This is a genomic window from Corynebacterium sp. CCM 9203 (assembly GCF_041357675.1).
GTDB lineage: Bacteria > Actinomycetota > Actinomycetes > Mycobacteriales > Mycobacteriaceae > Corynebacterium.
In genome coordinates, this window is sequence record NZ_JAUERY010000003.1 from 259,207 (window position 1) to 285,701 (window position 26,495).

Consider the following 26,495-nt stretch of genomic DNA (forward strand, 5'->3'; position numbering starts at 1 on the left):
CACCCGGACACCCGGCACCTCCGAAGCACCCCCGTGCGGTGACTCCGGAAAACACATACCCGCAGTACGTAGCATTTGCACTGCCCCCTGTCCGTTCCCGGAATGTGGCATACCTCTCCCCCGTCCCGACGTCGCTGCATGCCGCGATAAGCACGGCTATCGTCGTGGATATGCGAGTAGGAATGATGACCAAGGAATATCCCCCGGAAATCTACGGCGGAGCTGGAGTCCATGTGACCGAACTGACACGGTACATGCGAAAGCTCGTCGAGGTTGACGTGCACTGCATGGGAGCGGAACGGGATGAGCCCCGGACGTTCGCCCACGGTGTCGACCCCGCCCTGGCCGACGCGAATCCGGCCATCAGGACGCTATCAACGGGACTCCGCATGGCGAGTGCGGCAACGGGAATCGACGTGGTGCACTCACACACCTGGTACGCGGGCCTGGGGGGACATCTGGCCGCCCGCCTCTACGGAATCCCGCATGTGGCCACGGCACACTCCCTGGAACCCCATCGCCCGTGGAAGCGTGAACAGCTCGGCGGCGGCTACGAGGTTTCGAGCTGGTCAGAACGAAACACCATGGAATACGCCGACGCGGTCATCGCCGTGAGCGAGAAGATGAAGGGTGCCATTCTTGAGGCATATCCACGCATCGACGCAGACAGGATCCACGTTGTCCTGAACGGCATCGACTGTGAACTGTGGCAACCACGCCCGACATTTGACGACGCCATCGAAGCCCGGGGTTCCTCGGTATTGACGGATCTCGGGGTGGATCCAGACAAACCCATCGTCGCTTTCGTCGGCCGGATCACCAGGCAAAAAGGGGTCGGTCACCTCGTCAAGGCCGCCAAACTCTTCGCCCCGGACGTCCAACTGGTTCTCTGTGCCGGTGCTCCCGACACCGAGGAGATCGCCGCGGAGACGACCGCTCTCGTGGAGGAACTTCGTTCTGTACGAGGCGGCGGAGTCTTCTGGGTGACGGAGATGCTACCCAAGGACAAGATCCAGGAGATCCTCACCGCCGCAGACACCTTCGCCTGCCCTTCTATCTACGAGCCACTCGGAATCGTCAACCTCGAGGCAATGGCATGCGGCACCGCCGTAGTAGCCTCGGATGTCGGAGGCATCCCCGAGGTCGTGGTCGACGGGGAAACGGGGACTCTCGTGCACTATGACGAGAATGATCCGGAAACCTTCGAACGGGATCTCGCGGCAGCAGTGAACGACATGGTTTCGGATAGAGAGCGTGCCCGCAAGATCGGGGAGGTCGGCCAGCGCCGCGCCGTCGAGAAGTTCTCCTGGGCGAAGATCGCCGAGCAGACCATCGACGTCTATTCATCGCTAATGTGAATGACGCCGACAGCTCCTGACCCCACCTCTGACACCGATTCCGGAGTCCATCACCCATGACCTACACCACCCACCGACCTGAACTGCATGTCACTGCGGAGCAAGGGGTTCTCAATGCCCCCGCTGGCGCGATCCGGGATGCTGATATCTGGCACGTTTTCCTGCAATACCAGCCCTCAGCGGGGGCACCCGCACGTTGGGCTCATCAGGTCCTTGACGTGACCAACCCCTATGACTGGGACATCTGCGATGATGTCCTGGCACCCGAGGGAAACGAGATTCAGGTGCGTGCCGGCTCCGTTGTTCCCGTCGGTGGGGCCGGAGCAGCAGAACTCTTCTTCACCTCCGTCACACCAACCGGAACCGAGGTACACGTCGCGGCAGTTCCATCACTCTCCGGAACGGTCACTGACCTGGATGATGACGCACTCGCACTCGATTCCTCGGTCTCCCGGCTCGGTTGTGTTGTGGGAGATCAAGACGGCTGGCACAATTTTCGGTCCCCATGCGTCCTCACGGATGGTCCCGGACGCTGGCTGATGCTCGCCGTCACCGGGCACGTCGATGAACCTCGACTCGTCATACTAGATTCTCCAGACCTCCGTGAGTGGGCCATACGGGGGCCCATGAGTTTCGACGGCGATCCGGGCGTCAGCGGTGGTCACTGCATGGTGAGTCCGAGGCTCCTCCGGCTCCGTGACGAGGTCAACGGGGAGCTGCGTGATGTCCTTCTGACCACCGTCGAACAGGAGGGGAACGGCCCCGACGTCTCCGGTTACCTCGTGGGAACCCTCAACGGTGCCCGTTTCACCGTGCACACCCCATTTACCCGAATGGATTTCGGCCACGATTTCACCCGCCCCCGCAACACCAACTTCATCGGTACCGGTACCGGCGAACAACATCAGGACAGTGCTCTCGTGTTCGGGCTGATGAACGGTATCGGGCGTAAGGATGACCCCACCAGACACAAGAGCCTGACCACAGAAAACTGGGCGAACTGCCTCTCCATGCCACGCCTGGTCACGCTTCAGGATGGAAGATTGTTCCAGACTCCGACCCCCGGTCTGCCGGAGGTCATTCCCGGAACGACTGCGGCCCGCATGTTCACCGCGATGCTCGACGTGAGGAACGGATCAGTCAGCGTCGATGTGCTCGACGGCGCCGGCGATACCGCACTCACAGTCACTCATCACGGAGATCATGTGACCCTCGACCGATCGATGAATACGGCCTACCCCGGTGACGCCGCGGCCTCCGGTCCGCTCGCAGAGGCTGACACCGACTCACTGACCGTCATTGTCGATGGCTCAACGGTGGAGGTCTTCGTTGACGGTGGAGTTGCGGCACTCGCCAGTCGCGTGTACTTCAGCAATGGGTGCACCGGATTCACCGTGCGCACCGACGGCGAGGCTCAGGTCCTTCAAACCATGAACCTAGGGCCCCTCCCACACGACTCCACCGAACTTGGTGATGTCGTGGACGGATTCGATCCTGCATCCTCAGCCTGACCGGACGAATACGACGAGGGGCGGCCCCCTTTTACTGGGCCGCCCCTCAATCGTCGGTAGGCGTCAGCGCAACTGAAGACGGGTGATCGTCGCACGCGCAGTGAGCGTCATGTGCTCCGGGATGCGCGCAGCACGCTCTGCCAGTACATCAGCCGGGATATGGCGGGCCGACGGGCTCATCCCCGTCTGCGTCGCAATGGACTCCTGATCGAGGCGCATGGTGAATTCAACCAGCTCCGGCTCACAGACCGTGTCGAACCACTCCGCTGCCTGTTCAATCGCTTTCTCAGTCTCCCCCTCCGGAACATCAAGAATACCGAGCGGCTCCCGCAGCTCCGAGAGATGTCCCACCTCCGCAGTGAGAACCACCACCTGACCACCGGGTTTGAGCACACGGGCGAACTCCGCGGGGTTAGAAGGCGCGAAGACAACGGTCAGAACATCCACCGAGGAATCCCGTAGCGGTAGTCTGCGCCGTACATCAGCCACGACAGCTCCGACACGAGGATGGCATGCAGCGAGACGTTCCGCTGCGGGAACCGAAAGATCTATCCCCACACCGCGCGCCCCCTCGACATCATCAAGCGTATGCGAGAGATAATATCCGGTGCCCGCTCCGATCTCGCAGACAACCGGATGCGCGTCATCGGTGACCCCGGCATCATCGAGCGCGAGTTGCACAGCACCTGTCACCGCTTCAACGAAGGGTGCGTAATGTCCCCGGGAGAGGAATGTCTCTCGGGCGGTGACCATTCCGTCGTCATCGGCACGATCTGCATGAACGCCATCGATCATCAACGTCACGTACCCCGAACCGGCGATGCCGTAGTAGCGCCCCGAGGGACTGCCGAACCGGGAACGGTCGCTGTCAAGGGTCAACGGACTTCCATCGACTGGATCCGCCAGGACATCGGAGACATCTGTGAGCACGTCTGGAAAACTCCTTACCGTTGGTGAGGGGAACCGCCGACGGGGGTTCCCGCTGGCAGGCCGGAATGATGGGGGAACAGCCGTTCAGCGCGGTTCATGATACCCGTAGTACCGCAAGAGGCGGTCGATCAGTGGGGTGGTCAACGGCTCCTGAGCGATACCCCAGGAATGTTAAAAGAAGACCGTCCCGTGAAGATGTCAGGGACGGCCCGGGGTAACAAGATGAGCCGGATCAACCCGCGGCCTCGACGAGCAGAGCGCCGAGCTCCGCAGCCTCCTCCTTGTTGAGTTCCACCACGAGACGTCCGCCACCATCGGTGGGGATACGCATCACAATCTTGCGCCCCTCTTCCGCGGCTTCCATCGGACCGTTACCCGTCCGGGGCTTCATAGCTGCCATTACGTCCCAGCTCCTTCACAAGCTTGTGTTTTAAGAAGTATCGCCTTCCAGCCTAGTCTTTTTTCAGGACAACGGTCCCGGGGAACAGCCCACACCGGCTGGAATCAGGCACCTTTCCCATGGCACCGGTTGAGTTCGGAACGCAGCGCCGCAATCTTTTCCTCGTAGGTCGCCACCAGCCGATCAACCTCCTCCATACGATAACCCCGGAGCGTCACCGGGAGACGGATGTCCTCCGGCCGGTCGGCCCACACCGCCGAGTCGTTGGCTGCACCTATGTCAGGAAGCTGTTCATCGAGCGGAGGGAGACTCTCTCCCCGTCCGAACAACACCCCGAACACCACAGTGAATACGACGACGAGCACGAGCAGTACACAGATGTAGATGATCCAGGTAAGCACGATAACAACTCCTAGCAGACGATCTCCATCCGCGATAGTCGGTCAGCCTCAACGCGAACAAGGCTACCCGTCGACGGTGCCATGATGCAGCGTCGACAACGGAGGACGCTCCGGGACGATACACCCGTGTCCAGGAATAACCCCGTTTCGGGACAGAATCGTGGCGACAACCGCATCAGCGACAGGTTCAAGATCTCCCGTGGATTTGTTGCGGTGTCTCCGCACTCCGAGATCAACGGAGGTTACGGAGTCTGGACCAAATCTGGCGGAGACATCGAGAAGCAGTCCCGCTTCCACCCCCCAACCCGAGACGAACGGTAACTCCACCGCGGTAGAACGCCGTATCGCATACTCCCCGGTCAGTGGCTGACGAATATGCACGAGCTCCGGATTCAATGCCCTGAGCAGGGGGCGGGCCGTCAACGTCGTCACCCGCCCACCGCCGTCATCATCATCTCCGAGGGGACGACGATGATCCCCCTTGACGAGCTGGACACGCGAATCGACAAAGGGTGCACACAGCGCCCGGACCATACCCGGAACCGGATCGACGAGGTCAGCGTCGATGAACACCACGACGGAGCCCCGCGCCGCGGCTGTTCCCCGCCACAGCACCTCGCCTTTACCCGGACGGACCGCCACATCAGGTAACGCCGCTTCCCGGGTCAATACCATCGCCCCGGCTTCCCTGGCCCGGGCGATGGTCCGATCGGTCGAACCTGAGTCGATCACCAGGATCTCCCCCGGCGCGTCCGCCGACACCGCAGCAACGACGTCAGCCACGGTCTCCTCCTCGTTGAGTGCTGGGATGACCACACTCACGTACTCCACGGGAAACCCGGTCACGCGAGACCTCGAACCGCAGCGACCGGTGGAACATCCCCCTTAATCGCCGCTGTCATCCGGAGGACGTCCACCGTATCCGCCACCTCGTGAACACGGAAGGCCGCCACACCACGTGCCGCCGCCCAGGCCGTCGCCGCGAGTGTGCCCGCAACCCGACTCTCCAATGGTCGTCCCACAGTCTCCCCGATGAAATCCTTGTTGGAGAGCGCCATCAGCACCGGCCAACCGGTACTGACGAGCTCGTCGACGCGGCGGAGAAGTTCAAGTCCGTGATAGGTGTTCTTGCCGAAATCGTGAGTTGGGTCAATCAACACGAGATCCTCGGGGACTCCGCACGCGACGGCTCGTTCCGCAAGTGTGGTCGTCTCGGAGATCACCGCTGCGACGACATCATCATAGTGCACACGATGCGGCCGGGTCCGGGGAACGGCGCCGCCGGTGTGGGAACAGACATAACCGACACGATGCGCTCCCGCGACCTCAACAAGTTCCGGATCATGCCCGGCCCAGGTGTCGTTGACCAGACGCGCACCGGCGGTGATCGCGGCATCCGCGACCCCAGCCCGCCACGTGTCCACTGACACAGTCACACCGGGATGCCTGTGAGCGGCGGCTGCGATGAGGGGAATGACGCGATCAATTTCCTCGGCTTCGTCGACGACGTGACCAGGTCCTGCTTTGACTCCACCGACATCGATGATCGTGGCGCCGTCCGCCACCGCGGCATCGACACGGGCAACAGCATCATCAAGGGCGAAGGTCGCGCCACGATCGTAGAAGGAATCAGGGGTCCTATTGATGATGGCCATGACGGTCGGAAGAGAATCCGCCCGCCCGTAACCAGGATGACCGGGACGCACCCCGTTACATCCGCGATTCAGCATCAGCATCACGGGCAGAATTTTCCTCGGCGTCCCGTACCAGACCCTGATGGGCTCGACGAATGTGGTCGACAGCCTCCTCTGGGGAATCCGTCACCATGATCAAATCCAGGTCCTCTGGTGAGATCATGCCGTTGACAAGCAGTTGTTCCCGGATCCAGCCGACCAGTCCAGACCAGAAAGAGGTGCCCAGTAACACGATCGGATAGTTCGTGATCTTGCCGGTCTGGACCAGGCAGAGCGCCTCGAAGAGCTCGTCGAGCGTACCGAATCCACCCGGCAAGCAAACGAAGGCCTGGCTATACTTCAGGAACATCGTCTTGCGGACGAAAAAATACCGGAAATTGATCCCGAGATCGATATAGGGGTTGAGCCGTTCCTCGTGAGGTAGCTCAATCCCCAACCCGACGCTCAGCCCACCTCCCTCGGTCGCCCCCCGGTTTCCGGCCTCCATCAGCCCTGGCCCACCGCCGGTGATCACGGCGTAATCAGCCTCAGCCAGCCGTGTACCGAGTTCCCGGCCGAGATCGTAGTATCCCGTGCCTTCGGATTGGCGTGCGGAACCAAACACCGTGACTGCGGGGGGCATTTCCGCCAGGGCACCGAAGCCATTAACGAACTCGCTCTGTATGCGCAGCACCCGCCACGGATCCTCATGCAGCCAATCGGTCGATTTCTGGGTGTCCAAGAGTCGTTGATCGGTCGTGGAGTCCTGCTTCCCACCGTGCCGCACCAGCACAGGTCCACGCATGTAGCGGCTCTGATCCTTCGTTTTCTCGCTCATCGGTATCCTTCAGTCGTGTCATATCTCTGTCGGCCCTGTCCTCACGAGGGTAACCTCCGGCAGGTGATCCGGTTGCGGACCGGCGATCCGGGAGTACCGCAACCAAGTCGCCGGTGTCCATGGTCACCGGTGAAGATAAGCCAGGAGCGTTTCTGAGACCTCCGTGATCATGTGAACGGGACACTGTTCATCCCGCTTGTGGCAGAACGACGGATCCCCAGGACCGAAATTCACAGCGGGGATCCCGAGCTCCGCGAAACGCGCGACATCAGTCCACCCGAATTTCGCGCGGAATTGTCCCCCTGTCGCCCGGACAAGTTCCGCAGCAGCCGGCTTGCCAAGCCCCGGGAGCGCCCCCGGAGAGATGTCGTCGATGTCCACGGTGAATCGGCTATCCCCATCAACGCCGAGAACTTCATTGAGATGGCCCATCGCTTCATCGACGGTCTTGTCCGGTGCGAAGCGGTAGTTTACGTAGAGCAGCGCCTCGTCGGGGATGGTATTAGTGGCGACAAAGGATTCACACCGCACGATGTTGATTCCCTCACGGTAGGTGCAGCCGTCAATGTGCACCTCATCCGGCTGGTAGTCAGCGATACGAGTGATCACCGGAGCGAAAAGATGCATCGCGTTGACACCGAGCCAGGACCTCGCTGAGTGAGCCCGGGTTCCATGCGCGGTGATCTTCAGTCGGATGGACCCCTGGCACCCTGCCTCGATGACAGCTCCCGACGGTTCACCGAGGATGGCAACGTCGCCGGCGAGCCACTCCGGGTGTTCTCTGACCAAGTGGGTGAGGCCGTTGAATTCCGAGGCGATCTCCTCACACTCGTAGCAGATCAGGGTCAGGTCACGGGAGAGGTCAGGGCTCTCCGCAAGTAAGGCGAAAGCGTTGAGGAACACGGCGTCCCCACTCTTCATATCAACGGTGCCGCATCCGAACAGAGTGTCACGTCCCTGATCGTCGACGCCGCGCTTGGAGGGTACGTTGTCGGCGATCGGAACGGTGTCAATGTGCCCGGCTAAGATCACCCGGCCGGGCAGCCCCCGGTTGGTGCGGGCGAGAACGTTGTTCCGGTAGCGGAGAACCTCAATTCCGGTGCCCTCCGCAAGATCCCGGAGGGCGGACTCAATGGCGTCGGCGATGTTCTCCTCGTGATGCGAAGGGCTGGCGATGTCGACGAGCCGGGCTGTCAGGTCGACGGGATCGGCGGTCAGGTCCAGTTTGAAGTCGGTCACGCCACCACCCTAGTGCCCAACGGGCATCACGCTGTTTCCGGTACCAGAAACCATGCTCATCCGCCGGGGGTTCCTGTCAGACAGCAAGACTGGTGTCACGGAGGGAACCAGCTAAACTGAAGGAGATGATTACTTCGGGAGCAAGCGCAGTCGGTATCGCCAACATCGCCATGGACGGCACGGTTCTGGACACCTGGTATCCACAACCGGAACTCACCGTCATCCCTCCGGCCGACAGAGGGACGATCCGGCTCGGGGCATCGAAATTGAGCCGTAGGCTCCTGTCATTAGTCAAGCTCGATGAAGACCGGATGGTCGAGCAGGTGGCAGTCCGCACGGTCATTCCCGACCTGTCAGCACCACCGACCGACGCCCACGACGTCTACCTGCGCCTACATCTGCTGAGCCACCGACTGATACGCCCACACGACGCAAACCTCGACGGACTTGAATCACTTCTAGCCACCGTGGTGTGGACGAACAAGGGACCCTGTCTGCCGAAGAATTTTGAGTTCGTTCGCACCTCACTGCGCTCCCGGGGGTTGATTCACGTCTACGCGATCGACATCCTCCCCCGAATGGTGGATTACGTCGTTCCGACCGGAGTCCGGATCGCGGAGGCTGAGCGGGTCCGACTGGGAGCCCACCTCGCCGAGGGGACTGAAGTGCTACGAGAAGGCTTCGTGTCCTACAACTCAGGTTCCGTGGGGCCCGCACACATCGAAGGACTTCTGTCCGCAGGCAGTGTCGTGGGGGCCGGGACACACGTCAGCCTCTCTGCGACGGTTCTAACAGACGACGCGAGTGGTACCGACACACCCCGTCCGGTTCGCGTGGGAGCGAACTGTCGAATCGGTGTCGGTGCCGGAGTGATCGGCATCGATCTCGGAGATGACTGCGTCATCGGCAACAACGTCGTCATCGATCGTTCAACGACCCTCCGTTTCCCGCACAGCGGTGAAACCGCACCGGCGACGATGCTCAGTGGTCAGTCCGGCTGGCACATCGACCGTGAACCTGGTTCTGCGGAACCAGTCGCACGACGCTGAACGGGGCCGTCGCGGTTCCATTCGTGAGGGAGTGGGAGGGGAAGCAACATCACCCCCGGGTGCCGTCAGGGTCCACGCAGTGCGTACAACTCCGAGTCAGACAGAACCTCACGGAAAACGCGCACCACACAGCGCCAGCCGGACCGATATGGGGCCCCTCATAACCACCTCGCAGACCCGATGAGGGTACAGCAACGGAATTTCCGGGGGTTTTAAGCATTTACACAGGGGAAGCACCGGTTATTGTTTACTTATGACAATCACTGAAGCAGCGGGGACCGAACTCGGCTCCGGACTGAAGACACGACATCTGACCATGATGGGGCTGGGTTCCGCAATCGGTGCGGGGCTATTCCTTGGCACCGGTGTGGGTATCCAGATCGCGGGCCCCGCGGTTCTGCTCGCCTACATCTTCGCCGGCATCATGGTGGTGTTCGTGATGCAGATGCTCGGCGAGATGGCCGCGGCCCGCCCAGCCTCCGGTTCATTCTCTAATTACTCCGAAATGGCATTCGGCCACTGGGCAGGATTCTCTACCGGTTGGTTGTACTGGTATCTACTCGTGATGGTGATGGGGGCGGAGATGACTGGTGCCGCAGGAATCATGTCACAGTGGTTCGGCGTAGATCCCTGGATCCCGGCTCTTGTCTGCGTGGTTATCTTCGCCGTCATCAATCTCTGGAAGGTCTCCGGGTTCGGTGAGTTCGAGTTCTGGTTCGCCTTCATCAAGGTTGCGGTCATCATCGTCTTCCTCGCCATCGGGGCCCTGCTGATCTTCGGTCTGTTCCCTGGGAGTGAATCGGTCGGCTTCGACAATTTCATCGGTGAACACGGCTTCATGCCGAATGGAATCTCCGGTGTCGCGGCGGGTCTGCTCGCCGTTGCCTTCGCTTTTGGTGGGATCGAGATCGTCACTATCGCAGCGGCGGAGTCAGACAACCCGGCCCGTAACATCGCTACCGCCGTCCGCTCGGTCATCTGGCGCATCGTGGTTTTCTACCTAGGCGCCGTCCTGGTGATCACTTTCCTACTCCCGTACGACGAGATCAGCGGTGCCGATTCGGCCGCCGAATCACCCTTCACACGGGTTCTTGAGATGGCCCATGTCCCCGGCATTGTCGGCATCATGGAACTCGTCATCGTGCTCGCCCTACTGAGTGCCTTCAACGCCCAGATCTACGGAACGTCCCGATTCGCATATTCCCTGGCTACACGTGGCAACGCCCCGCAGCGCCTCGGTCGTACTAACAAAGACGGCGTCCCGATGAATGCGGTCCTGCTTAGCATGTTCTTTGCGTTTGTCTCCGTCGCTCTGCAGTACTGGAACCCTGCGGGTCTCCTTGAGTTCTTGTTCAACGCCGTGGGTGGCTCGCTGTTGCTGATTTGGGCATTCACGATCCTGAGCTACATGAAGCTGCACCCGCAGATGGAACGTAACGGTGAACTCTCTGTCCGCATGTGGGGCTTTCCGTGGCTCGGATGGATCACCCTCGCGATGCTCGTCATCCTCACACTGCTCATGCTCTCCGACGATTCCGCAAGGTACCAGGTCCTCTCGGTCATCCTCGTGTTCGCCGTGCTTGTAGGCCTCTCGTTTATTGCCCCGGGAGCGAAGACCGCTAAAGCAGCGAAAGCCCGCGATCTGAAATAGCGCATCACCTTTCCACACCACGATGGCCGTAGCGTCCGCAACCCGGGCAGAGACTACGGCCATCATGGTATCCGGTAGGTTGTAATCCATGACTTCAGCTATCGCCACAGGACTCGCCACAATCGAGCACGATGGAACCGTTCTCGATTGCTGGTTCCCCGCCCCTGAACTCACTGACACCGATCAGACCACCGGTACGACCCGTCTCGACGTGAACGAACTCCCGGATCATCTTGCTTCACTCACGGGTACCGATGATGATCGTAACGTCGAGCGGATCGGTATCCGCACCGTCATCGCGGACCTGGACGCTGCCCCGGCCGACGCCTATGACGTGTACCTGCGTCTCCATCTGCTCTCCACCCGTAAGGTCCGTCCCCACGGGCTCAACATGGATGGGGTCTTCGGTCTCCTGACCAACGTCGTTTGGACCAACTTCGGTCCGTGCCCAGTAACTGATTTCGAGGTCACCCGGGCAAAGCTCTCTCGCCGTGGCCAGGTCAACGTCTACCTGGTGGACAAGTTCCCCCGGATGATCGACTACGTCGTACCCACCGGTGTCCGTATCGGTGACGCCGACCGGGTCCGTATGGGGGCACATCTCGCGGAGGGCACGACCGTCATGCATGAGGGCTTCGTCAATTTCAACGCCGGTACTCTCGGTGCATCGATGGTCGAAGGCCGAATCTCAGCCGGGGTTGTCGTCGGCGACGGAACAGATATCGGAGGTGGCGCCTCGATCATGGGAACCCTGTCGGGTGGTGGCAAACAGGTGATTTCCCTGGGCGAACGTTGTCTTCTGGGTGCGAATGCGGGCTGCGGCATCTCTCTCGGAGATGACTGCGTCATCGAAGCCGGCCTCTACGTCACCGCAGGAACCAAGGTAAAGGTTCTCGGCGATGTAGCGGTAGCCGCCGGGGTCGCCGACGGTAACTCCGTGAAAGCTGTCGAATTGTCCGGAGCATCGAACATCCTGTTCCGCCGTAACTCGCTAACCGGCGCGGTCGAGGCTACCGCATGGGGTTCCGCGCAGGTCGAACTCAACGCCGACCTACATGCCAACTAGTTTTCACCGGTTGGGGGATTAACCATCGTCGGGGTTCACCGGAACGGGTGTTCTCTTCCACGGATCCCCTACGTCTCCCGTTTTCGGGTCCTAATGGAAGAAAAGGCCAACCCAATGCCCTGGTTTTCCTCGCCCACGCTCACCGGCCGCATCATCGAGTTAGCTCCACTAAGCCTCGATGATGCACCTGAGCTCTCGGAAGCCGTCCTAGACGGCAATCTGCATCACGAGTGGTGGACCTCCACACCCGCACCCGATGACATGGCCAACGACATCACGGTCAAACTGAACCATGCCGCTGACGGGACCATGGTGCCGTTCATCATCCGTTCTGCGGTCGACGGCACCGCATTCGGCGTGACCTGTTACTACGATCTCGATCCGAGGGTTCCACGGGTGGAGATCGGATACACATGGCTGCGTTCCGCGGCCCAGGGCAGCGGAGCAAACCCAGAGGCGAAGCTCCTCATGCTGGGTTACGCCTTCGACGAGTTGAACTGTGCACGGGTGGGCATCCGGACGAAGTTCTCCAACACCACGTCGCGGGCCGCCATCGAGCGTCTGGGACTCAAGTGCGACGGAATACTCCGTTCACACGTGAGACTCCGCAACGGGGTACTTGATGACGCGGTCCTGTACTCCGCGCTCGCGCATGAATGGCCGGTGATCCGGGCCCGACTCAATGACCGGATCAGGCGCCATACGCCCCTGAACTGAAAACCCTGCCTGGTGTTCAATCGGTACGCTCCACGGCGTACTCTTCTTCTGGGCCCTTTTTCACAGCCGACACCCAGCAGGAGATGGCACCGCCGTGAGTACGACCACCACCAATCTAGGATCCGGTCTGAAGGTCCGTCATTTAACGATGATGGGCCTCGGCTCGACCATCGGGGCGGGACTGTTCCTCGGAACCGGCGTCGGGATCAGGGCTGCCGGGCCGGCCGTGCTGCTGGCCTACATCGCCGCTGGGGCGATCGCCGTGATGGTGATGCGGATGCTCGGCGAGATGGGGTCGGTGGTGCCTGCCTCCGGTTCGTTCTCCGAGTATGCGGAGCTCGGTATCGGCCGGTGGGCCGGTTTCACCCAGGGCTGGATCTACTGGCTCGCGACCGTCGCCGTCCTCGGCGCCGAGATGACCGGGGCCGCGGCGATCATCGGTTCCTGGTTGTCGATCCCGCAATGGGTTCCGGCTCTGGTCTTCGTCGTCTTTTTCGGGGTGGTCAACCTTCTGCGTGTCCGGGCCTTCGGTGAGTTCGAGTTCTGGTTCGCACTAATCAAGGTGCTCGCGCTCGCCGGATTCCTGGTCATCGGGTTCCTTCTCATCTTCGGCCTGCTCCCGGGGCACCCGTACATCGGGTCCTCGGTGTTCACGGCGGACGGGTTCATGCCGAACGGTCTCGGCGGAGTCGCCGCGGGCATGCTCGCCGTGGCCTTCGCCTTCGGTGGCATCGAGGTAGTCGCCATCGCTGCCGCCGAATCCGAGGATCCCGGCAGATCATTGGTCAACGCCGTGCGCACGACGATCACGAGGATCAGCGTGTTCTACCTGGGCAGTGTTCTGGTGATCACCTTCCTCCTGCCCTACTCCACCCTCGGGGCGGCCGACACCGCGGCGGACAGCCCATTCGCCCTCGTTCTGGGGCTCGCCGGAATACCCGGGGTCGTGGGACTGATGGAGACGCTGATCGTGCTCGCACTGCTCTCCGCGTTCAACGCCCAACTGTTCGCCTCATCCCGGATGATGTTCTCGTTGGCCCAGCGCGGTGACGCTCCGGCGATTTTCTCCCGGGTGAATCCCAGAAAGGTCCCTGTCCCGGCCATCATCTTGTCGATCATCCTCGCCACCGTGATGGTGGTGCTGAATTTCGCGGACACGGGTTGGTTGCTCGGGTTCATGCTCAACGCGGCAGGAGGTTCCCTGCTCATCGTCTGGGGGTTCATCACCGTCTCCGAGCTGAAACTCCGGCGCCGACTGGAGCGGGTGTCGGAGCTGCCGATCCGGATGTGGGCCTGGCCCGTGTGCACGTGGGCGACCCTCGCCGTGCTCGTCGCCCTCGGGCTGCTGATGCTCGCGGACGCGGGTGCACGCATCCAGTTGATGTCCGGGGCCGGCATGTTCCTCCTGCTGTTCATCGCGGCCCTGGCCAACTCGCGGATTCGTGGTGTCAGTCCGTGGCAGAAGGCGCTGTTGCCCGGTGAGGACCGCGGGCTGAGGTAGGTCCACGGCCCCATTTCCCCCGACCCGGCGGTACAGGTAGCCGTCCGTCCTACCGCTCCCGTACGGGGGACGGGGGACGGACTCTCTGATTCACCCTTGCGGGCCGTGTTTCCCCCGCCACTGAGTAAAGTTATATTGACTAGAAAGTAAGTATTCTTTACATTATGGCCATGGAACCGGACACAACGGAAAATCTGGTGCGCAAACTCCGCCGATGGGCGGAACTGTCCCAGGCGGAGCTCGCAGAGCGGGTAGGCGTCACCAGGCAGACGATCGCGAACATCGAGAAGGGAAACTACTCCCCGTCCGTGCATCTGGCGCTGGCGATCTGCCGCGAACTGGGCACCACCGTCGAGCAGGTTTTCGGTACCGAGCAAGCTATGGCCGCCCCCACCATCACCCACGAAAGGAACCGACGATGACCGCCACCCGCCACCTGGACGAGGTGATCCGCTGGTCGGAGAACCAGTTCGAGGACGAATTCCAGATCCGGACGTTCCACAGGTCGCAGACACTGGGACGGATACTCTGCGGTCAGCTATCCGTACTCACGGCGGGTGTTCTCGCTTGGGCCCTCCCACCCGGATATGCGCTGCTGTCCTTTCTCGCCGTACTCCCGTTCGCCGGCTCCGAGCTGATCGCCAACGCATGGTTGACCGGCCGGGTACCCCGCCCCGCACCGCTGCGGCCACCGGCATGGGTGATCGCACTGACGGGTGTCCTCACCGCATTCTGGTTGGCCGGAATCTGGCGGAACGGTCCGGAGTGGGGCGCAGACTGGCACCACGGATTGATCGTCGGCGCCTGTGGCGGACTCGTCGCGATGTTCGTTGCGGGCCCCAGGTTGATCCGCCGCGCACGTCTGCGGGACATCCGGCGAATCGATGCGCGACTGGGATCCGACTGATCAGGGTTCCGGGACCACGGGGTCACGGGCGATGACGACCCGACTCGAGCGGAACGTCCAGAACTTGTTGATGACGAAGTTCACCGGCATCGCCACCATGATCGAGATCAGCGTGGCCCAGTAAAAGCGGGTCCGGAACCCGGTGGAATCATCGAAGATGTGCGCGGGCAACGCGAACGGTGATTCCGGATTCATCAGGGCCGTCACCACAACCAGGCTCACCACCAGGGCGATCATGCCAGTGAGAAGAAAGGGGATGAACTCCCGGAACCAGCTCAGATGTGTGGATGAACGGAACGTCCACGACCTGTTCAACTGGAAGTTCCACACATTGGCAACCAGGAAAGCGATGGTGAAGAACACGTGGTACCAGCGGATGTTGTACTGAGTTCCGAGGAGATTCAGGAAGGGTTCATGTTCGGTGATCCCGTGCCACCACCAGGCGATCTTCTTGCTCATCGCAACGGCGAAAAGATTCACCACCACGCCTGATCCACCGACAATCCCGAATTTCAGGAACTGACGGAGACTATTGGTGTAGTGGCCGATGGTTGGCTTCATGGTGTATGCGGATGTCCTTATCGATCCTGTACAACGGTAGGGGCACGCTGTCCGTCCATCGGCACGGCCCGGGGGCACCTCAGACTACGGGGCTGCCCACCAGATAGAATATTCTACGTCGGCGAACCCGCCTCGTCCGCATTCAGAGGGTCGATACCCGTGCTCGAGTGGCGATCATCACCACCGGTACGGTTTACGGCCGCCGCGTACTCCGCCAGTCGCGGGATCGCCCGTCGATCGGATCAGTTACCTGCAGGCGGGTGGCCACCAGCCCCAACGGTTCGGTGAAGTCCCGGAGATCCAGACCTCTGTCCACTGGGTAGGTATCATCGCCCACGATCGGACACCCGAGGTGAGCGAGCAACACTCGGAGCTGATGCGTGTGCCCCGTGACGGGCCGCAGCTCAACGGTTCTGTCCCCGGTTCGGCGAACCTGGGTTCGGGTCGGGATACCACCGTCCATGACCCGGACGACCCGCTCGCCGGAGATCTTCCGCATCGGCAGTTCGACCGTGATCCAGTCCTCCCCCAACGGCGGTTCACCCACCACGCGAGCCAGATAAGTCTTAGTCACCTGCCGGTGCTGGAACAATGACTGATAAGCCGACCGCGTATTCCGATCCGTCGAACAGAGTAAAACCCCGGCCGTGAGCCGATCCAGACGGTGCAGAGGAACGATGTCCGGATTATCCAGTTCCACCCGTAACCTCGTCTGCACCGTCTCCCGAATCACCCGGCCATTTGTGGTTGCGGGGAGAAAATGCGGTTTATCGACGACCACGTACCGGTTCGTCCGCTCAAGCACGTCGTGGGTGAACGGGATCACCGGCTCCTACGGGACCGCGGGGGTGAACCACGCCGGAACCGCCCCGTCGAGAACCGTACCCGCGGGAATGATCTCACCGAACCTGAAGGACGAATCCCCAGCGGCACCGGCCACATAGGTCCGACCATCCGGAACGACTTCACGCAGTACCACCCGGCGCGGTGAGATCCCGTCGATGACCGGAAGCGGGCAGCGACTCATGCCAATCGCGCCACCGCTGCATCGACACGCTCATCGGTACCAGTCAAAGCCATCCGTACATGCTGCGCTCCCTTGGGACCGTAGAAATCCCCCGGGGCGACGAGTATCCCACGTTGCGCGAACCAGTCGAGGGTCGCCCGACAGTCCTCGCCACGCGTGGCCCAGAGGTAGAGCCCAGCCTCGGAATTGTCCACGGTAAAGCCTGCCCCGGTCAGGGCAGCGAGAAGTTTGTCCCGCCGCTCCCGGTACCGTTCCCTTTGCTCCGCTTCCTGGGCGTCATCATCGAGCGCGGCCACCATCGCGGCCTGGATCGGACCTGGCATCATCAGGCCGCAATGCTTGCGCACCTCAAGTAACTGACCGATCAGGTCACTGTCCCCGGCGAGAACACCGGCGCGGTAACTGGCCATGTTCGAGGACTTCGACAACGAATGGATCGCGATGAGACCGGTGTGGTCGCCACCGCAGACCCTCTCATCCAGAATGGACAGTGGCGGATTCTCCGGATCCCACCCCAACCCGATGTAGCATTCGTCGCTGCACAGGATCACACCCCGCTCCTGCGCCCATCCGACGACTTTCCGCAGATGCTCGATGCCGAGCACCTTGCCCGTCGGATTAGACGGGGAATTGATGAACATCATCGTCGGTGTCGCCGGACCAATCTGGGTCAAAGAATCCGCCCGCTGCGGGCGGGCACCGGACATGAGCGCCGCCACCTCGTAGGTGGGGTAGGCGACCTCGGGGATGATCACCGTGTGGCCCGTACCAACACCCAGCAACATCGGTAACAGTGCGATGGCTTCTTTCGTACCGATGACCGGTAGAACCGCCTCAGCCACGAGTCCAGACATGTTGTATCGACGCGACAACGACTCCACCAATGACCGGTTCAGTTCCGGGGTACCGGTCGTCTGCGGATAGCCCGGTTCAGCGGCCGCCTCCGCCAACGCGACGCGGATCGGTTCCGCGACGTCGTCGACCGGGGTACCCACGGAGAGGTTGACAATACCGTCCGGATGCTCCGAAGCCTTCTTCTTCACATCGGCGATCGTGTCCCACGGGAAATCGGGGAGGGCGTTGCCGGGAGGAGTGCGGGTGAGAGATGCCATACCACTGTTTATACCCGTCCACGGGCAGAAGACGGCCCAGCGGGCTAGATGAATCCCCGCCGCGGGCCCTCACCGCCAGATGTCAGGCCTGCGGGGGAAGTTTGTCCACCAGCGGTGGGTCGAAGTCCTGTTGCCCCAGACGGGCAGCACCACCAGGCGACCCGAGATCGTCGAAGAACGCGGCGTTCGCGTCGGTGTAGTCGATCCACTCGTCCGGAACGTCATCCTCGTAGAAGATCGCCTCGGTCGGGCACACGGGCTCGCAGGCACCACAGTCGACGCACTCGTCGGGGTGGATGTACAGCGAACGCTTTCCCTCGTAGATGCAGTCGACAGGGCATTCTTCGACACATGCCTTGTCCATGACGTCGACGCAGGGCTGCGCAATTACGTAGGTCATCGTGGTTCGGTTGCTCCAGGTGGAAACGGTTCGGGTGGTCGGACGACAGGGGCTGGTCCGTCGCCGGACCCCATTGTGTCACTTCCCCCGTATCAACGGCCAACCGCCGCCCATCGTGCCCGCGAGAAGAAGCGCTGCACCACTGAGCGTCTGCGCGACCAGCACGTCTCCCGTCACCTCCGGCCAGAGCAACAGAGCGAGGTATCCCGCCAGCCAGACCCCGAGCGGGATTCCCGCGACGGCACGGTTCTGCGTCCACAACAATGCTGTTCGGGAGAGCACCAGCGTAAAACCGAAGGCGATGGGAAGAGTGAATGGAAATGCGATTATCTGTCCCGCCGGCAGGGTGATACGTGTCCCGACGTACACCACCTCCAGCAGGACGGAAAGGAGAGCCCCGAGCGATAGCCAGGCAAGCCCGACGGCCGTCTCCCCCACCGTATGCTCGCGATAGATGTACCGCTCGGTCCCGTAATCGGCGGCAGTCACGGAAACTCCAGTCCGGCAGTCACATCCGGGGTCCGTACTACCGGGTCGACCCCCCACCCAATCCGGTAATGCTCATTCCGGAGGAGCGGCTGCGCGATGAGGTTACTCAAGGCAAATACTGCGGGAGTCACCGCAGGATCTGATACCGCCGCGAATGCGGCCACCGGATTAACATCACTCACCGACCCGTCCGCAAACCAGATCTGGGTCGCATGGGCCGCCATCGCCGCCTTCTTCGCCGCGAGGCACTCATCATCGAGGACGACTGTGAGATCATGTGTATCGACGGAGGCAAGCTCCCCGTCCGTGGCGCGGCTCCAGCCGTCCGGAATCTGAGAGATACCGTCGAGCCCCGCGCGCTGGTCCGCCCGATCAGTCACCGCCCAGAGGATCCGCTGTGGCACAGCTCCCGGAATCTCCTCCGCAAGCAGTGCTTCGACAGCCGCATGGGTGATCTCGTGTGCACGAATGTGGTCAGGGTGCCCGTATCCCCCGTCTGGTCCGTAGGTCACGATGAGCTGTGGTCGGTATTCTCTCATCAGATCGATGAGCTGCTCCACCGCTGTGTCCCCCGAGTTGATGAACGCCCTGGGGTGCCCGTTGGCTGGATCACCCGCCATCCCAGAATCCCGCCAACAGCCCGCTGACCCGAGATGAACACCCCGGACACCGAGGTGGTTCAGTGATTCCCGCAATTCAGCGATCCGGAAACCACCGAGCTGATCAGCGCTATCCGCGACAAGCCCCCGGTAGGGATCTCCGATCACCTCACCCTGCTCACCGAGCGTGCAGGTGACGACAGTGACGGCCGCTCCACGGCGGCTGAGCTGCGCCAACAGTCCCCCCGTCCAGATTGCCTCATCGTCAGGATGAGCGTGCACGGCGAGGACTGTAAGCCCTTTGAGGTCATTGTTCAGCATGAGATCCCTACTCCTCTTTCGCGGTCCAGCCTGCAGCAGTGGACAGGAGGCCGGTGATTCCACCCGGATTCGCGGACCAGTTCTCGATATCCGCATCCGGGACCACGATACCGGGGCCCAGGACGATAACACGGTTCTCCGTGACCAGCGGGATGGAGAGTACCTCACTCTGCTCGACCCTGCGGAGTTCGGGGATCACATCTTCCGGATTCATGGTGCCCGCGAGCATCGACAGAAGCGTACCGTCAAGTTTCCTCGAGCAGATCCCAGAGAGATTCCCCGAACGGATCGAGGTCCGCTTTCGAGACCGGGACGACATCGACGAGACGTCGTTGGGGGATCCCGTGGACGCGGTCACATCATCCGGATCGAGCGCGACCGGACACAGAAACCGGTCAGCGAGGGTAACCGGATCCATAGTCGTGCGTTGGTGGCCGACAACGGCGTCTGCGTCACCGGCCGGAAGCAACTTTCCGGCGATATCGGTGAACGGTGCGAGTACAACTTCGGCGTTGATACCCTTGCTTCGGAGGATGTCGACGATGGTGTTCGCGGCGGCGGTAGCCATTCGATCGGCTGGATCAACAGCAATGCGGAGTGGAGTACTTCGGGTGGCGAGTTCCAAAGTAGGCCCGACTGTCCCGATATCTGCGGAGGAAAACTTGTTATCGCCGTTCAGGTCCTCCTCGGGTCCGTCGTCTCCGAAATCCCCTGCACCGATGTCCCCTGGTTCCGATACTGGGAAATCCGGGATCACAAGGTTCGTGGAACGCCCCGTGGCCAGCCTCGCGACCTGGTTCCGGTCGATGAGTCCAACGAGTTCCCGACGGACCGCGGCTGTGGACAGCACCGGAGAAGTAACGGATAGGGTTAATTCGAGTACGGTCTCGTGTTCGCGGACCGACACGCGAGTCTCGGGCAGCAGGCTGAATGCGTCGAACGTGGTTTCCTCCGGTGTCACGTCGAAATAGCTCGCTTGACCGGAACGCAGCATCTGGACTCCCTGCTGCACCGACCGGACCTCTCGAAAGTTCAGGGTCTCGGTCTTTGCCGGATCCGGCCCCCAGAAACGATCGTTACGTACGAGAGTCACCGCACCACGTTGTCGGTCGACCCGAGCCACGGTGTAGCGCCCACCTGCCGCTGGAATAATATGATCCAGCCCCGTTGTGAAACCGTCAGCGGAGTCTCTGAGCAGATGGCTCGGAAGCAGGTGGTTGAACAATCCACTGATGTCAGCGACTCCGCGACGGAAATCGACATCGATGGTCCGCCCACCCCCGGATGTGCGGATGGCGCTGATCTGTTCATATCCTGCGGCCCCGATGACTCCAGGGGTGGATACCATCGAGTCCCTCAGAAAACTGAAGTCGGCACCCGTGATAGGGGCACCATCCGACCATTGTGCGGCAGGATTCAGTACGTACCTCACGGTCTGTGCGACACCGGGTGCCGAAGGTTCCACAAAATCCACCGACTCGACGAGATCAGTGTTAGGTCTACCATTGACGTGAGTACTCGGGAGAACGAGATCAGCGAGTGCCCGGACAAAAGCCGAATCCTCGGAAATAAGGTGCGGATTGAAACCGCCGTCGAGGGGGTCTATACCGATGGTGATCTCCGAGGCCAGCGATGAGGTAGCCACTTCCTCCCCTCTCTCCTCAAATCGGGGGTCTGGAGGAACACTCGAAGTACCGGCTGCCGTATCGACGGGCAACGGTGTGGGGCCATCAGCCGAACATGCGGTGAGAGCAAGCGAAAGCACAAGCACCACCGCCGGGACGGTCCGGAATGGCGCGGAAACCGGCACCGGAATGGATCTCGGGAGAACAGACACATGTCCATCCTAGTCTCCGTACGTCTCGGGACCCCGGCAATACGACGATACCCCGCTCCAGACACCAGGAAGGTGCGGAAGCGGGGTACACGTGAGCGATGCTGTGAAATCAGCCCTTGTTGCGCTGCTTGTCACGGGAGCGCGCACGACCGCGCTCAGTGGCATTGAGAATAGCCTTACGGACACGGATGATGTCCGGAGTGACCTCGACGCACTCATCCTGACCGCAGAACTCCATGGCCTCATCGAGAGTCAGGTTGCGTGCCTTAGCGAGAGTCACCGTGGCATCAGCGTTCGCCGAACGCATGTTGGTCAGCTTCTTCTCGCGGGTGATGTTAATGTCCATGTCCTCCTCACGGTTGTTCGCGCCGACGACCATACCCTCGTAGGCCTGCGTTCCGGGTTCGACGAAGAAACCGCCACGATCAGACAACTGCTGCAACGCGTAAGCCGTGATCTGGCCGGTACGGTCCGCGACGAGAGAACCGGAAGCTCGGCCCTTGATCTCCCCGGCCCAGGGCTTGTATCCCTCGGAGTAGTGGTTGGCGATGCCTGTTCCACGGGTTTCCGTCATGAACGTGGTGCGGAAACCGATTAGACCACGGGCAGGAACGGAAAACTCCATGCGAACCCAGTCGGTACCTGTGTTGTCCATGGACAGCATCTGGCCCTTACGCGCGGCGAGAAGCTGGGTGATCGCACCCTGGAACTCCGAGGGGACGTCGATAATCATGTGCTCAAAAGGCTCATGGATCTTACCGTCGATGGTCCTGGTGACCACCTGCGGCTTACCGACGGTCAGCTCAAAGCCCTCACGACGCATGGTCTCCACGAGAATCGAGAGCGCCATTTCACCACGGCCCTGGACTTCCCAGGCATCAGGACGCTCGGTCGGCAGAACCTTGATCGAGACGTTGCCGATGAGTTCCTGGTCGAGACGGGCTTTGACCACGCGGGCGGTGAGCTTGGTACCACCACCGCGACCAGCCATCGGTGACGTGTTGACACCAATGGTCATCGCGATGGCAGGTTCGTCAACGGTGATCCGCGGCAGAGCAACCGGATTCTCCAGGTCCGCCAGGGTATCGCCGATCATGATCTCCTCAATGCCCGAGATTGCGGCAATATCACCGGCGATGACCTCATCCGTAGGAACCCTGGTCACACCGACGGTACGGAGAAGCTCACCGATCTTGGCCGTCTTGGTGTGCTGGTTCCCCTCAGCATCATAGTGGATCCAGGCTACCTGCTGCCCCTTCTTCAAGCTCCCTGCGTGCACGCGGACCAGGCCGATACGGCCGAGGAAGGCGCTGGAGTCGAGGTTGGTGACGTGAGCCTGCAGAGGACCGTCCAGGTCTGCACTAGGCTCGGGGAGAACATCATAAAGAACGTCGAAGAGATCCTGAAGATTCTCGGTGTCGGGGGCGTTGCCGTTACCGGGATTGACGGTCGACGCTTTTCCTTCACGACCCGATGCGTAGAGTACGGGAAGATCGAGGAGACTCTCAGCAGCCTCCGCGGCCTCCGGATCCTCGATGGTGGAGGCGAGCTCCAGGAGCAGATCCTGACTCTCATTCACGACCTCTTCAATGCGGGCATCGGGGCGGTCCGTTTTGTTCACCACGATGATGACAGGCATCTTCGCCGCGAGTGCCTTACCCAGTACGAAGCGGGTCTGGGGCAGCGGTCCTTCAGAAGCATCGACGAGCAGAACGACTCCGTCAACCATGGACAGGGCGCGCTCGACCTCACCACCAAAGTCAGCGTGGCCCGGAGTGTCGATGACGTTGATGACAAGATCCGCACCATCCTTACCGACACCTTTGCGACGGATGGCCGTGTTCTTGGCCAGGATGGTAATTCCTTTTTCTTTCTCCAGGTCCCCGGAGTCCATCACGCGATCGACGGGTTCAGCGCGTTCCTCGAAGGCGCCGGACTGACGCAGCATGGCGTCGACGAGGGTGGTCTTTCCGTGATCGACGTGCGCTACGATCGCGACGTTACGGAACTCTGTGGTGCTCACTGGTGGTTTCTCTCCTGGCGGAATGCGAACGGTGGGACTGAAGCGCCCGCCGTTGTGGTTAATCGGTGGTTCAGCGTACCCGCACCCCGACCAGAACCGCACCTTTTCATGTTTTTACCCCGAGTACGGAGTAACGCTAACAACGTTCCTTTCCTTCCCAATTTCCGGGGTTGTGTAACAGTACATTTCCGTTCCCCGACACACCCGGTAGCCAGGAACCAACGGTTGCAGCCTCCCTCCAGAAACTCTAACCTCTCTCGATCCATCCGCAGACAAGACCGGTAGTCGCCAACAATTCCCGGATAACTGTCCCAGGCAAGCGTCACTGGTGCAAAACTAAATGAAAGTGACTAAAGTTACGCATGCTATTTACGTGAGCGGCGTTCGTGTCGGTGCACCGTTGGCGTACCATTCACCTCTGCCCCGCCCACGATCCCCCAGATAGATGGAGTCCAGACACAGTGCCTGAAAAAACCCGCAGCACCATCCACCTCCGCGTCGCTGCCGCCACTACATCAGCGCTACTGCTGTCCACCGCTGTTCTGTCCACTGTGCCCGCAGCAGCCGCCCCCGCCAACCCCGCCCCGGTAGGCTCCAGCGTTCCCGGGCTTCCCCAGTTGCCACCACCGCCACTCGATCATCTCGGCCGCCCTGCCCCCCACATCCTCCAGCAGATGCGGGATCTTGCCGCACTGGAGTTCATTCCCGGAAACATCCGTGGAATGCTCCTTGCCGCCGTCGGTTTCTTCGAGGGGGGCGGCAAACCGGGTGCCCCAATCCCCAAGGATGCACCGGTCTTCGCCCAGTTCGGTTGGCCCACCGTCGCAGATCAGTGCATCGGAGGGGAAAATAGGGCCACCGGTACCGCCATCGCTGTTCCCGGCCCCGCAGACCTTCCTCTGCCCGGCGTCCCCGCGGGACACGCAACCTTCGTCTTCACGGCACTCGGCACCGAACGCGTCGCAGAGAACCAGCAGGACTCCATGCAGGTGCATTGGGTGAATATCAGCACACTACGCACCGGAATCACTCCCCTCGGATACACCGGCATCAATCCGGACGGTCCCGCAACGATCGCAGGGACCGCAGACACCGGGCCAGGCACCGTCGTGGCGGTCCTCGACGGGGGTGTCACAACCACCGGAGAGAACGGCGATTCCACCTGCAGGTTCTTTCCGACCACCGGCATCTTCGACGTGAGGTAGCCGACGATGACCGATCTACATCCCGTGAAGCAGGAGATTTTCGACCTCAACCGAGGTACGAACACCGACCCGAAGGGATTCATCCGTGAGGTCGACACCTACCGAATCACGGACTTCGGTCTATACATGGCCCGAGGCGCAAACCACCCCCGGTTCGGATACCTCGAGACCTGGCTCCTCCCGGGATTGGGGCTGCGCGTCAACATCTTCCACTTCCGGGAAGGCATCAACGTTCACCAGGACTATTACGTCGACGTCGCGGAAATCACCACCGATCCATCTGGTATCTGGAGAACCCGAGACCTCTACGTCGACCTGATTTCGGTCACCGGTACCCCCGTCGATGTACTCGACATCGACGAACTAGCTGCGGCCGCCTCCGCGGGTTTGATCACCGCCGAGGACACCGAGACAGCTATCGAAACGACACTCACAGCGGTCGAGGGCATAACCCGGAACGACGACAACCTCATGGCCTGGCTCAGTCGGCTGGGAATCACCCTGGACTGGGCTGATCCTGACACCATCACTCTCGCCCCTGTGGAGTAGCTCAACCTCTCCACACGGTTATCACGTCCACGCACGGCCTGGCTACACTGACGTTCCGCCCATCCGCCGGATCATCGGACCGGGCACATACCTACCCGCCCTGGATACCCTTGATTATCCCCTGACTACATCGGGGTGTCGCCGCACACCGACACCCGGCTGAGGAGTCCGCCATGTCCGACGAATACAAATCGAACCAAAGCAGCAGACCCGACCACCAGCAGAACAGTGACACCGACAATCTGTCGGAGACGATGATCAAGCAGATCAATGAAGGTACCGAACGGCTCTCCCGGCCGCTGACGGCTCTCATCGTCACCGGGATCATGGGTTCCCTCGAAGTTGGGGTCGGGTTACTCGCCGAATACATCGTGAGCGAATCGACCGGCAGCGACATGCTCGGTTCCCTCGCTTTCGCCATCGGACTCGTCATCATCCTCCTCGCCCACTCCGAATTGTTCACCGAGGGGTTCCTCGTCCCGGTGTCCGCAGTCGTGGCTGGAAGAATGCCGCTGCACCGCCTCATCAAATTCTGGGCTTCCACCTTCACCGGAAACATCATCGGTGCCGCGATCATCATGGCTCTCCTCGTCATCGCTTACCCCGACATGCACCCATATCTGGTCGAGAAAGCCAGACACTACGCACTCATGCCCCTCGACGCGGAACACGTCATTCTCGCCGCACTCGGAGGCATGTTCCTCACCCTGGTAACCCGCATGCACCAGTTCAGCGACGAAGTCGTCCCCATGATCATCGCCAGCACCATCGGCGGGTTCCTCCTCTCCGCCACCGGAATCATCCATTCCATCCTGGATACCCTTTTCATCTTCGGTGGTTTGTTCACCGGAGCCTCTGGCCTCACCATCACTGACTGGCTATCCTTCGTGTGGTGGGTCGCACTAGCCAATCTCATCGGTGGCCTCGGCCTCGTTTCCGCCCTACGCTTCGTACAGGCACATCGGGTAGTCCTCGAACAACAGAACGACTCCGGCATCAGCGGAGACCGCTGAAGCTCCCAACGGAACGGTACAGCGGTAGAGTGTGACGAACGGGGTTAACCACACCAACCTCACAGATCTCCGGGAGTAACTCCCGCCAACCGCGTAACCCGACCCCCGACCACAGAGG

28 protein-coding genes are annotated in these 26,495 nt (G+C 61.3%); 12 read left to right on the top strand and 16 right to left on the bottom strand.

Going from position 1 to position 26,495, the window contains the following annotated elements:
• Positions 1–170 precede the first annotated feature (170 nt).
• On the top strand, positions 171–1,358 hold the full coding sequence (gene glgA, locus QWU44_RS07845) for a glycogen synthase (protein ID WP_370915363.1): 1,188 nt from the start codon (positions 171–173) through the stop codon (positions 1,356–1,358).
• A 56-nt stretch (positions 1,359–1,414) separates the two neighbouring features.
• On the top strand, positions 1,415–2,869 hold the full coding sequence (locus QWU44_RS07850) for a GH32 C-terminal domain-containing protein (RefSeq protein WP_370915131.1): 1,455 nt from the start codon (positions 1,415–1,417) through the stop codon (positions 2,867–2,869).
• A gap of 63 nt (positions 2,870–2,932) precedes the next feature.
• Here the strand turns inward: QWU44_RS07850 and QWU44_RS07855 are convergent, their stop codons facing one another.
• The 7 genes from QWU44_RS07855 to dapE all read right to left on the bottom strand — a co-directional run bounded on the left by QWU44_RS07855 (position 2,933) and on the right by dapE (position 8,350).
• Complete coding sequence (locus tag QWU44_RS07855) at positions 2,933–3,799, bottom strand: methyltransferase domain-containing protein (protein WP_370915132.1); 867 nt, start codon at positions 3,797–3,799, stop codon at positions 2,933–2,935.
• Positions 3,800–4,031: 232 nt separating this feature from the next.
• Positions 4,032–4,199 carry a DUF3117 domain-containing protein gene (locus QWU44_RS07860; protein WP_198735586.1) on the bottom strand — a complete coding sequence of 56 codons (168 nt, stop codon included), beginning with the start codon at positions 4,197–4,199 and terminating at the stop codon, positions 4,032–4,034.
• 104 nt (positions 4,200–4,303) lie between these two features.
• Positions 4,304–4,600, bottom strand: a complete 297-nt coding sequence (locus QWU44_RS07865) for a cell division protein DivIVA (RefSeq protein ID WP_370915133.1) — start codon at positions 4,598–4,600, stop codon at positions 4,304–4,306.
• Between the two features lie 63 nt (positions 4,601–4,663).
• The gene (locus QWU44_RS07870; protein WP_370915134.1) at positions 4,664–5,446 is read right to left on the bottom strand and encodes a glucosyl-3-phosphoglycerate synthase; all 783 of its coding nucleotides are present in this window, start codon (positions 5,444–5,446) and stop codon (positions 4,664–4,666) included.
• Positions 5,443–6,255 (bottom strand): dihydropteroate synthase, encoded by an 813-nt coding sequence (folP, locus tag QWU44_RS07875; RefSeq protein WP_370915364.1) that lies wholly within the window; start codon positions 6,253–6,255, stop codon positions 5,443–5,445. The genes QWU44_RS07870 and folP overlap by 4 nt, the downstream gene beginning before the upstream one ends.
• Positions 6,256–6,310: 55 nt before the next feature.
• Positions 6,311–7,111, bottom strand: coding sequence for a TIGR00730 family Rossman fold protein (locus QWU44_RS07880; protein WP_370915135.1), 801 nt, complete (start codon positions 7,109–7,111; stop codon positions 6,311–6,313).
• A 123-nt stretch (positions 7,112–7,234) separates the two neighbouring features.
• Complete coding sequence (gene dapE, locus QWU44_RS07885; RefSeq protein ID WP_370915136.1) at positions 7,235–8,350, bottom strand: succinyl-diaminopimelate desuccinylase; 1,116 nt, start codon at positions 8,348–8,350, stop codon at positions 7,235–7,237.
• Between the two features lie 125 nt (positions 8,351–8,475).
• Here dapE and QWU44_RS07890 point away from each other — a divergent pair, with 125 nt between their 5' ends.
• From QWU44_RS07890 to QWU44_RS07920, 7 genes are all read left to right on the top strand, one after another.
• The gene (locus tag QWU44_RS07890) at positions 8,476–9,399 is read left to right on the top strand and encodes a DapH/DapD/GlmU-related protein (protein ID WP_370915137.1); all 924 of its coding nucleotides are present in this window, start codon (positions 8,476–8,478) and stop codon (positions 9,397–9,399) included.
• A gap of 253 nt (positions 9,400–9,652) precedes the next feature.
• A complete protein-coding gene (locus tag QWU44_RS07895; RefSeq protein ID WP_370915138.1) occupies positions 9,653–11,050 on the top strand; it encodes an amino acid permease in 1,398 nt (465 codons plus the stop codon).
• A gap of 88 nt (positions 11,051–11,138) precedes the next feature.
• Positions 11,139–12,116 (top strand): 2,3,4,5-tetrahydropyridine-2,6-dicarboxylate N-succinyltransferase, encoded by a 978-nt coding sequence (gene dapD / locus QWU44_RS07900; protein ID WP_370915139.1) that lies wholly within the window; start codon positions 11,139–11,141, stop codon positions 12,114–12,116.
• A gap of 114 nt (positions 12,117–12,230) precedes the next feature.
• Positions 12,231–12,833, top strand: coding sequence for a GNAT family N-acetyltransferase (locus tag QWU44_RS07905; protein ID WP_370915140.1), 603 nt, complete (start codon positions 12,231–12,233; stop codon positions 12,831–12,833).
• A gap of 148 nt (positions 12,834–12,981) precedes the next feature.
• On the top strand, positions 12,982–14,334 hold the full coding sequence (locus QWU44_RS07910; RefSeq protein ID WP_370915365.1) for an amino acid permease: 1,353 nt from the start codon (positions 12,982–12,984) through the stop codon (positions 14,332–14,334).
• A 170-nt stretch (positions 14,335–14,504) separates the two neighbouring features.
• Positions 14,505–14,756 (top strand): helix-turn-helix transcriptional regulator, encoded by a 252-nt coding sequence (locus QWU44_RS07915; protein WP_370915141.1) that lies wholly within the window; start codon positions 14,505–14,507, stop codon positions 14,754–14,756.
• Positions 14,753–15,241 (top strand): hypothetical protein, encoded by a 489-nt coding sequence (locus tag QWU44_RS07920; RefSeq protein WP_370915142.1) that lies wholly within the window; start codon positions 14,753–14,755, stop codon positions 15,239–15,241. The genes QWU44_RS07915 and QWU44_RS07920 overlap by 4 nt, the downstream gene beginning before the upstream one ends.
• On the opposite strand, the gene QWU44_RS07925 is transcribed toward QWU44_RS07920, so the two are convergent.
• The 9 genes from QWU44_RS07925 to typA all read right to left on the bottom strand — a co-directional run bounded on the left by QWU44_RS07925 (position 15,242) and on the right by typA (position 23,610).
• Positions 15,242–15,802 carry a GtrA family protein gene (locus QWU44_RS07925; protein WP_370915143.1) on the bottom strand — a complete coding sequence of 187 codons (561 nt, stop codon included), beginning with the start codon at positions 15,800–15,802 and terminating at the stop codon, positions 15,242–15,244.
• A 193-nt stretch (positions 15,803–15,995) separates the two neighbouring features.
• A complete protein-coding gene (locus tag QWU44_RS07930) occupies positions 15,996–16,628 on the bottom strand; it encodes a pseudouridine synthase (protein WP_370915144.1) in 633 nt (210 codons plus the stop codon).
• Positions 16,629–16,634: 6 nt separating this feature from the next.
• Entirely contained in the window at positions 16,635–16,829 is a 195-nt protein-coding gene (locus QWU44_RS07935; protein ID WP_370915145.1) for a hypothetical protein, read from the bottom strand.
• Positions 16,826–17,941 carry a succinyldiaminopimelate transaminase gene (gene dapC / locus QWU44_RS07940; RefSeq protein ID WP_370915146.1) on the bottom strand — a complete coding sequence of 372 codons (1,116 nt, stop codon included), beginning with the start codon at positions 17,939–17,941 and terminating at the stop codon, positions 16,826–16,828. Before dapC ends, QWU44_RS07935 begins: the two co-directional genes overlap by 4 nt.
• 82 nt (positions 17,942–18,023) lie before the next feature.
• On the bottom strand, positions 18,024–18,341 hold the full coding sequence (gene fdxA, locus QWU44_RS07945) for a ferredoxin (RefSeq protein WP_198735573.1): 318 nt from the start codon (positions 18,339–18,341) through the stop codon (positions 18,024–18,026).
• 78 nt (positions 18,342–18,419) lie between these two features.
• On the bottom strand, positions 18,420–18,830 hold the full coding sequence (locus QWU44_RS07950) for a hypothetical protein (protein WP_370915147.1): 411 nt from the start codon (positions 18,828–18,830) through the stop codon (positions 18,420–18,422).
• Positions 18,827–19,750, bottom strand: a complete 924-nt coding sequence (gene mshB / locus QWU44_RS07955; RefSeq protein ID WP_370915148.1) for an N-acetyl-1-D-myo-inositol-2-amino-2-deoxy-alpha-D-glucopyranoside deacetylase — start codon at positions 19,748–19,750, stop codon at positions 18,827–18,829. The genes QWU44_RS07950 and mshB overlap by 4 nt, the downstream gene beginning before the upstream one ends.
• A 7-nt stretch (positions 19,751–19,757) precedes the next feature.
• On the bottom strand, positions 19,758–21,395 hold the full coding sequence (locus QWU44_RS07960; protein WP_370915149.1) for an ABC transporter family substrate-binding protein: 1,638 nt from the start codon (positions 21,393–21,395) through the stop codon (positions 19,758–19,760).
• 301 nt (positions 21,396–21,696) lie between these two features.
• Entirely contained in the window at positions 21,697–23,610 is a 1,914-nt protein-coding gene (gene typA / locus QWU44_RS07965) for a translational GTPase TypA (RefSeq protein WP_370915150.1), read from the bottom strand.
• A gap of 461 nt (positions 23,611–24,071) precedes the next feature.
• Between typA and QWU44_RS07970 the strand changes: the two genes are divergently transcribed.
• The 3 genes from QWU44_RS07970 (at position 24,072) to QWU44_RS07980 (ending at position 26,377) form a co-directional block, all read left to right on the top strand.
• Positions 24,072–24,815: a hypothetical protein gene (locus QWU44_RS07970; RefSeq protein WP_370915151.1), complete on the top strand. Its 744-nt coding sequence runs from the start codon at positions 24,072–24,074 to the stop codon at positions 24,813–24,815.
• Positions 24,816–24,821: 6 nt separating this feature from the next.
• Positions 24,822–25,364 (top strand): DUF402 domain-containing protein, encoded by a 543-nt coding sequence (locus QWU44_RS07975; protein WP_370915152.1) that lies wholly within the window; start codon positions 24,822–24,824, stop codon positions 25,362–25,364.
• Between the two features lie 173 nt (positions 25,365–25,537).
• Positions 25,538–26,377 (top strand): formate/nitrite transporter family protein, encoded by an 840-nt coding sequence (locus QWU44_RS07980; protein ID WP_370915153.1) that lies wholly within the window; start codon positions 25,538–25,540, stop codon positions 26,375–26,377.
• Positions 26,378–26,495: the final 118 nt, after the last annotated feature.

Bases quoted from the DNA above. Each gene is read 5' to 3' on its own strand.
- glgA (WP_370915363.1), top strand. From the start codon at position 171: ATGCGAGTAGGAATGATGACCAAGGAATATCCCCCGGAAATCTACGGC.
- QWU44_RS07850 (WP_370915131.1), top strand. From the start codon at position 1,415: ATGACCTACACCACCCACCGACCTGAACTGCATGTCACTGCGGAGCAA.
- QWU44_RS07860 (WP_198735586.1), bottom strand. From the start codon at position 4,199: ATGGCAGCTATGAAGCCCCGGACGGGTAACGGTCCGATGGAAGCCGCG.
- folP (WP_370915364.1), bottom strand. From the start codon at position 6,255: ATGGCCATCATCAATAGGACCCCTGATTCCTTCTACGATCGTGGCGCG.
- QWU44_RS07880 (WP_370915135.1), bottom strand. From the start codon at position 7,111: ATGAGCGAGAAAACGAAGGATCAGAGCCGCTACATGCGTGGACCTGTG.
- QWU44_RS07890 (WP_370915137.1), top strand. From the start codon at position 8,476: ATGATTACTTCGGGAGCAAGCGCAGTCGGTATCGCCAACATCGCCATG.
- QWU44_RS07895 (WP_370915138.1), top strand. From the start codon at position 9,653: ATGACAATCACTGAAGCAGCGGGGACCGAACTCGGCTCCGGACTGAAG.
- dapD (WP_370915139.1), top strand. From the start codon at position 11,139: ATGACTTCAGCTATCGCCACAGGACTCGCCACAATCGAGCACGATGGA.
- QWU44_RS07905 (WP_370915140.1), top strand. From the start codon at position 12,231: ATGCCCTGGTTTTCCTCGCCCACGCTCACCGGCCGCATCATCGAGTTA.
- QWU44_RS07910 (WP_370915365.1), top strand. From the start codon at position 12,982: ATGATGGGCCTCGGCTCGACCATCGGGGCGGGACTGTTCCTCGGAACC.
- QWU44_RS07915 (WP_370915141.1), top strand. From the start codon at position 14,505: ATGGAACCGGACACAACGGAAAATCTGGTGCGCAAACTCCGCCGATGG.
- QWU44_RS07920 (WP_370915142.1), top strand. From the start codon at position 14,753: ATGACCGCCACCCGCCACCTGGACGAGGTGATCCGCTGGTCGGAGAAC.
- QWU44_RS07925 (WP_370915143.1), bottom strand. From the start codon at position 15,802: ATGAAGCCAACCATCGGCCACTACACCAATAGTCTCCGTCAGTTCCTG.
- QWU44_RS07935 (WP_370915145.1), bottom strand. From the start codon at position 16,829: ATGAGTCGCTGCCCGCTTCCGGTCATCGACGGGATCTCACCGCGCCGG.
- dapC (WP_370915146.1), bottom strand. From the start codon at position 17,941: ATGGCATCTCTCACCCGCACTCCTCCCGGCAACGCCCTCCCCGATTTC.
- fdxA (WP_198735573.1), bottom strand. From the start codon at position 18,341: ATGACCTACGTAATTGCGCAGCCCTGCGTCGACGTCATGGACAAGGCA.
- mshB (WP_370915148.1), bottom strand. From the start codon at position 19,750: ATGCTGAACAATGACCTCAAAGGGCTTACAGTCCTCGCCGTGCACGCT.
- QWU44_RS07975 (WP_370915152.1), top strand. From the start codon at position 24,822: ATGACCGATCTACATCCCGTGAAGCAGGAGATTTTCGACCTCAACCGA.
- QWU44_RS07980 (WP_370915153.1), top strand. From the start codon at position 25,538: ATGTCCGACGAATACAAATCGAACCAAAGCAGCAGACCCGACCACCAG.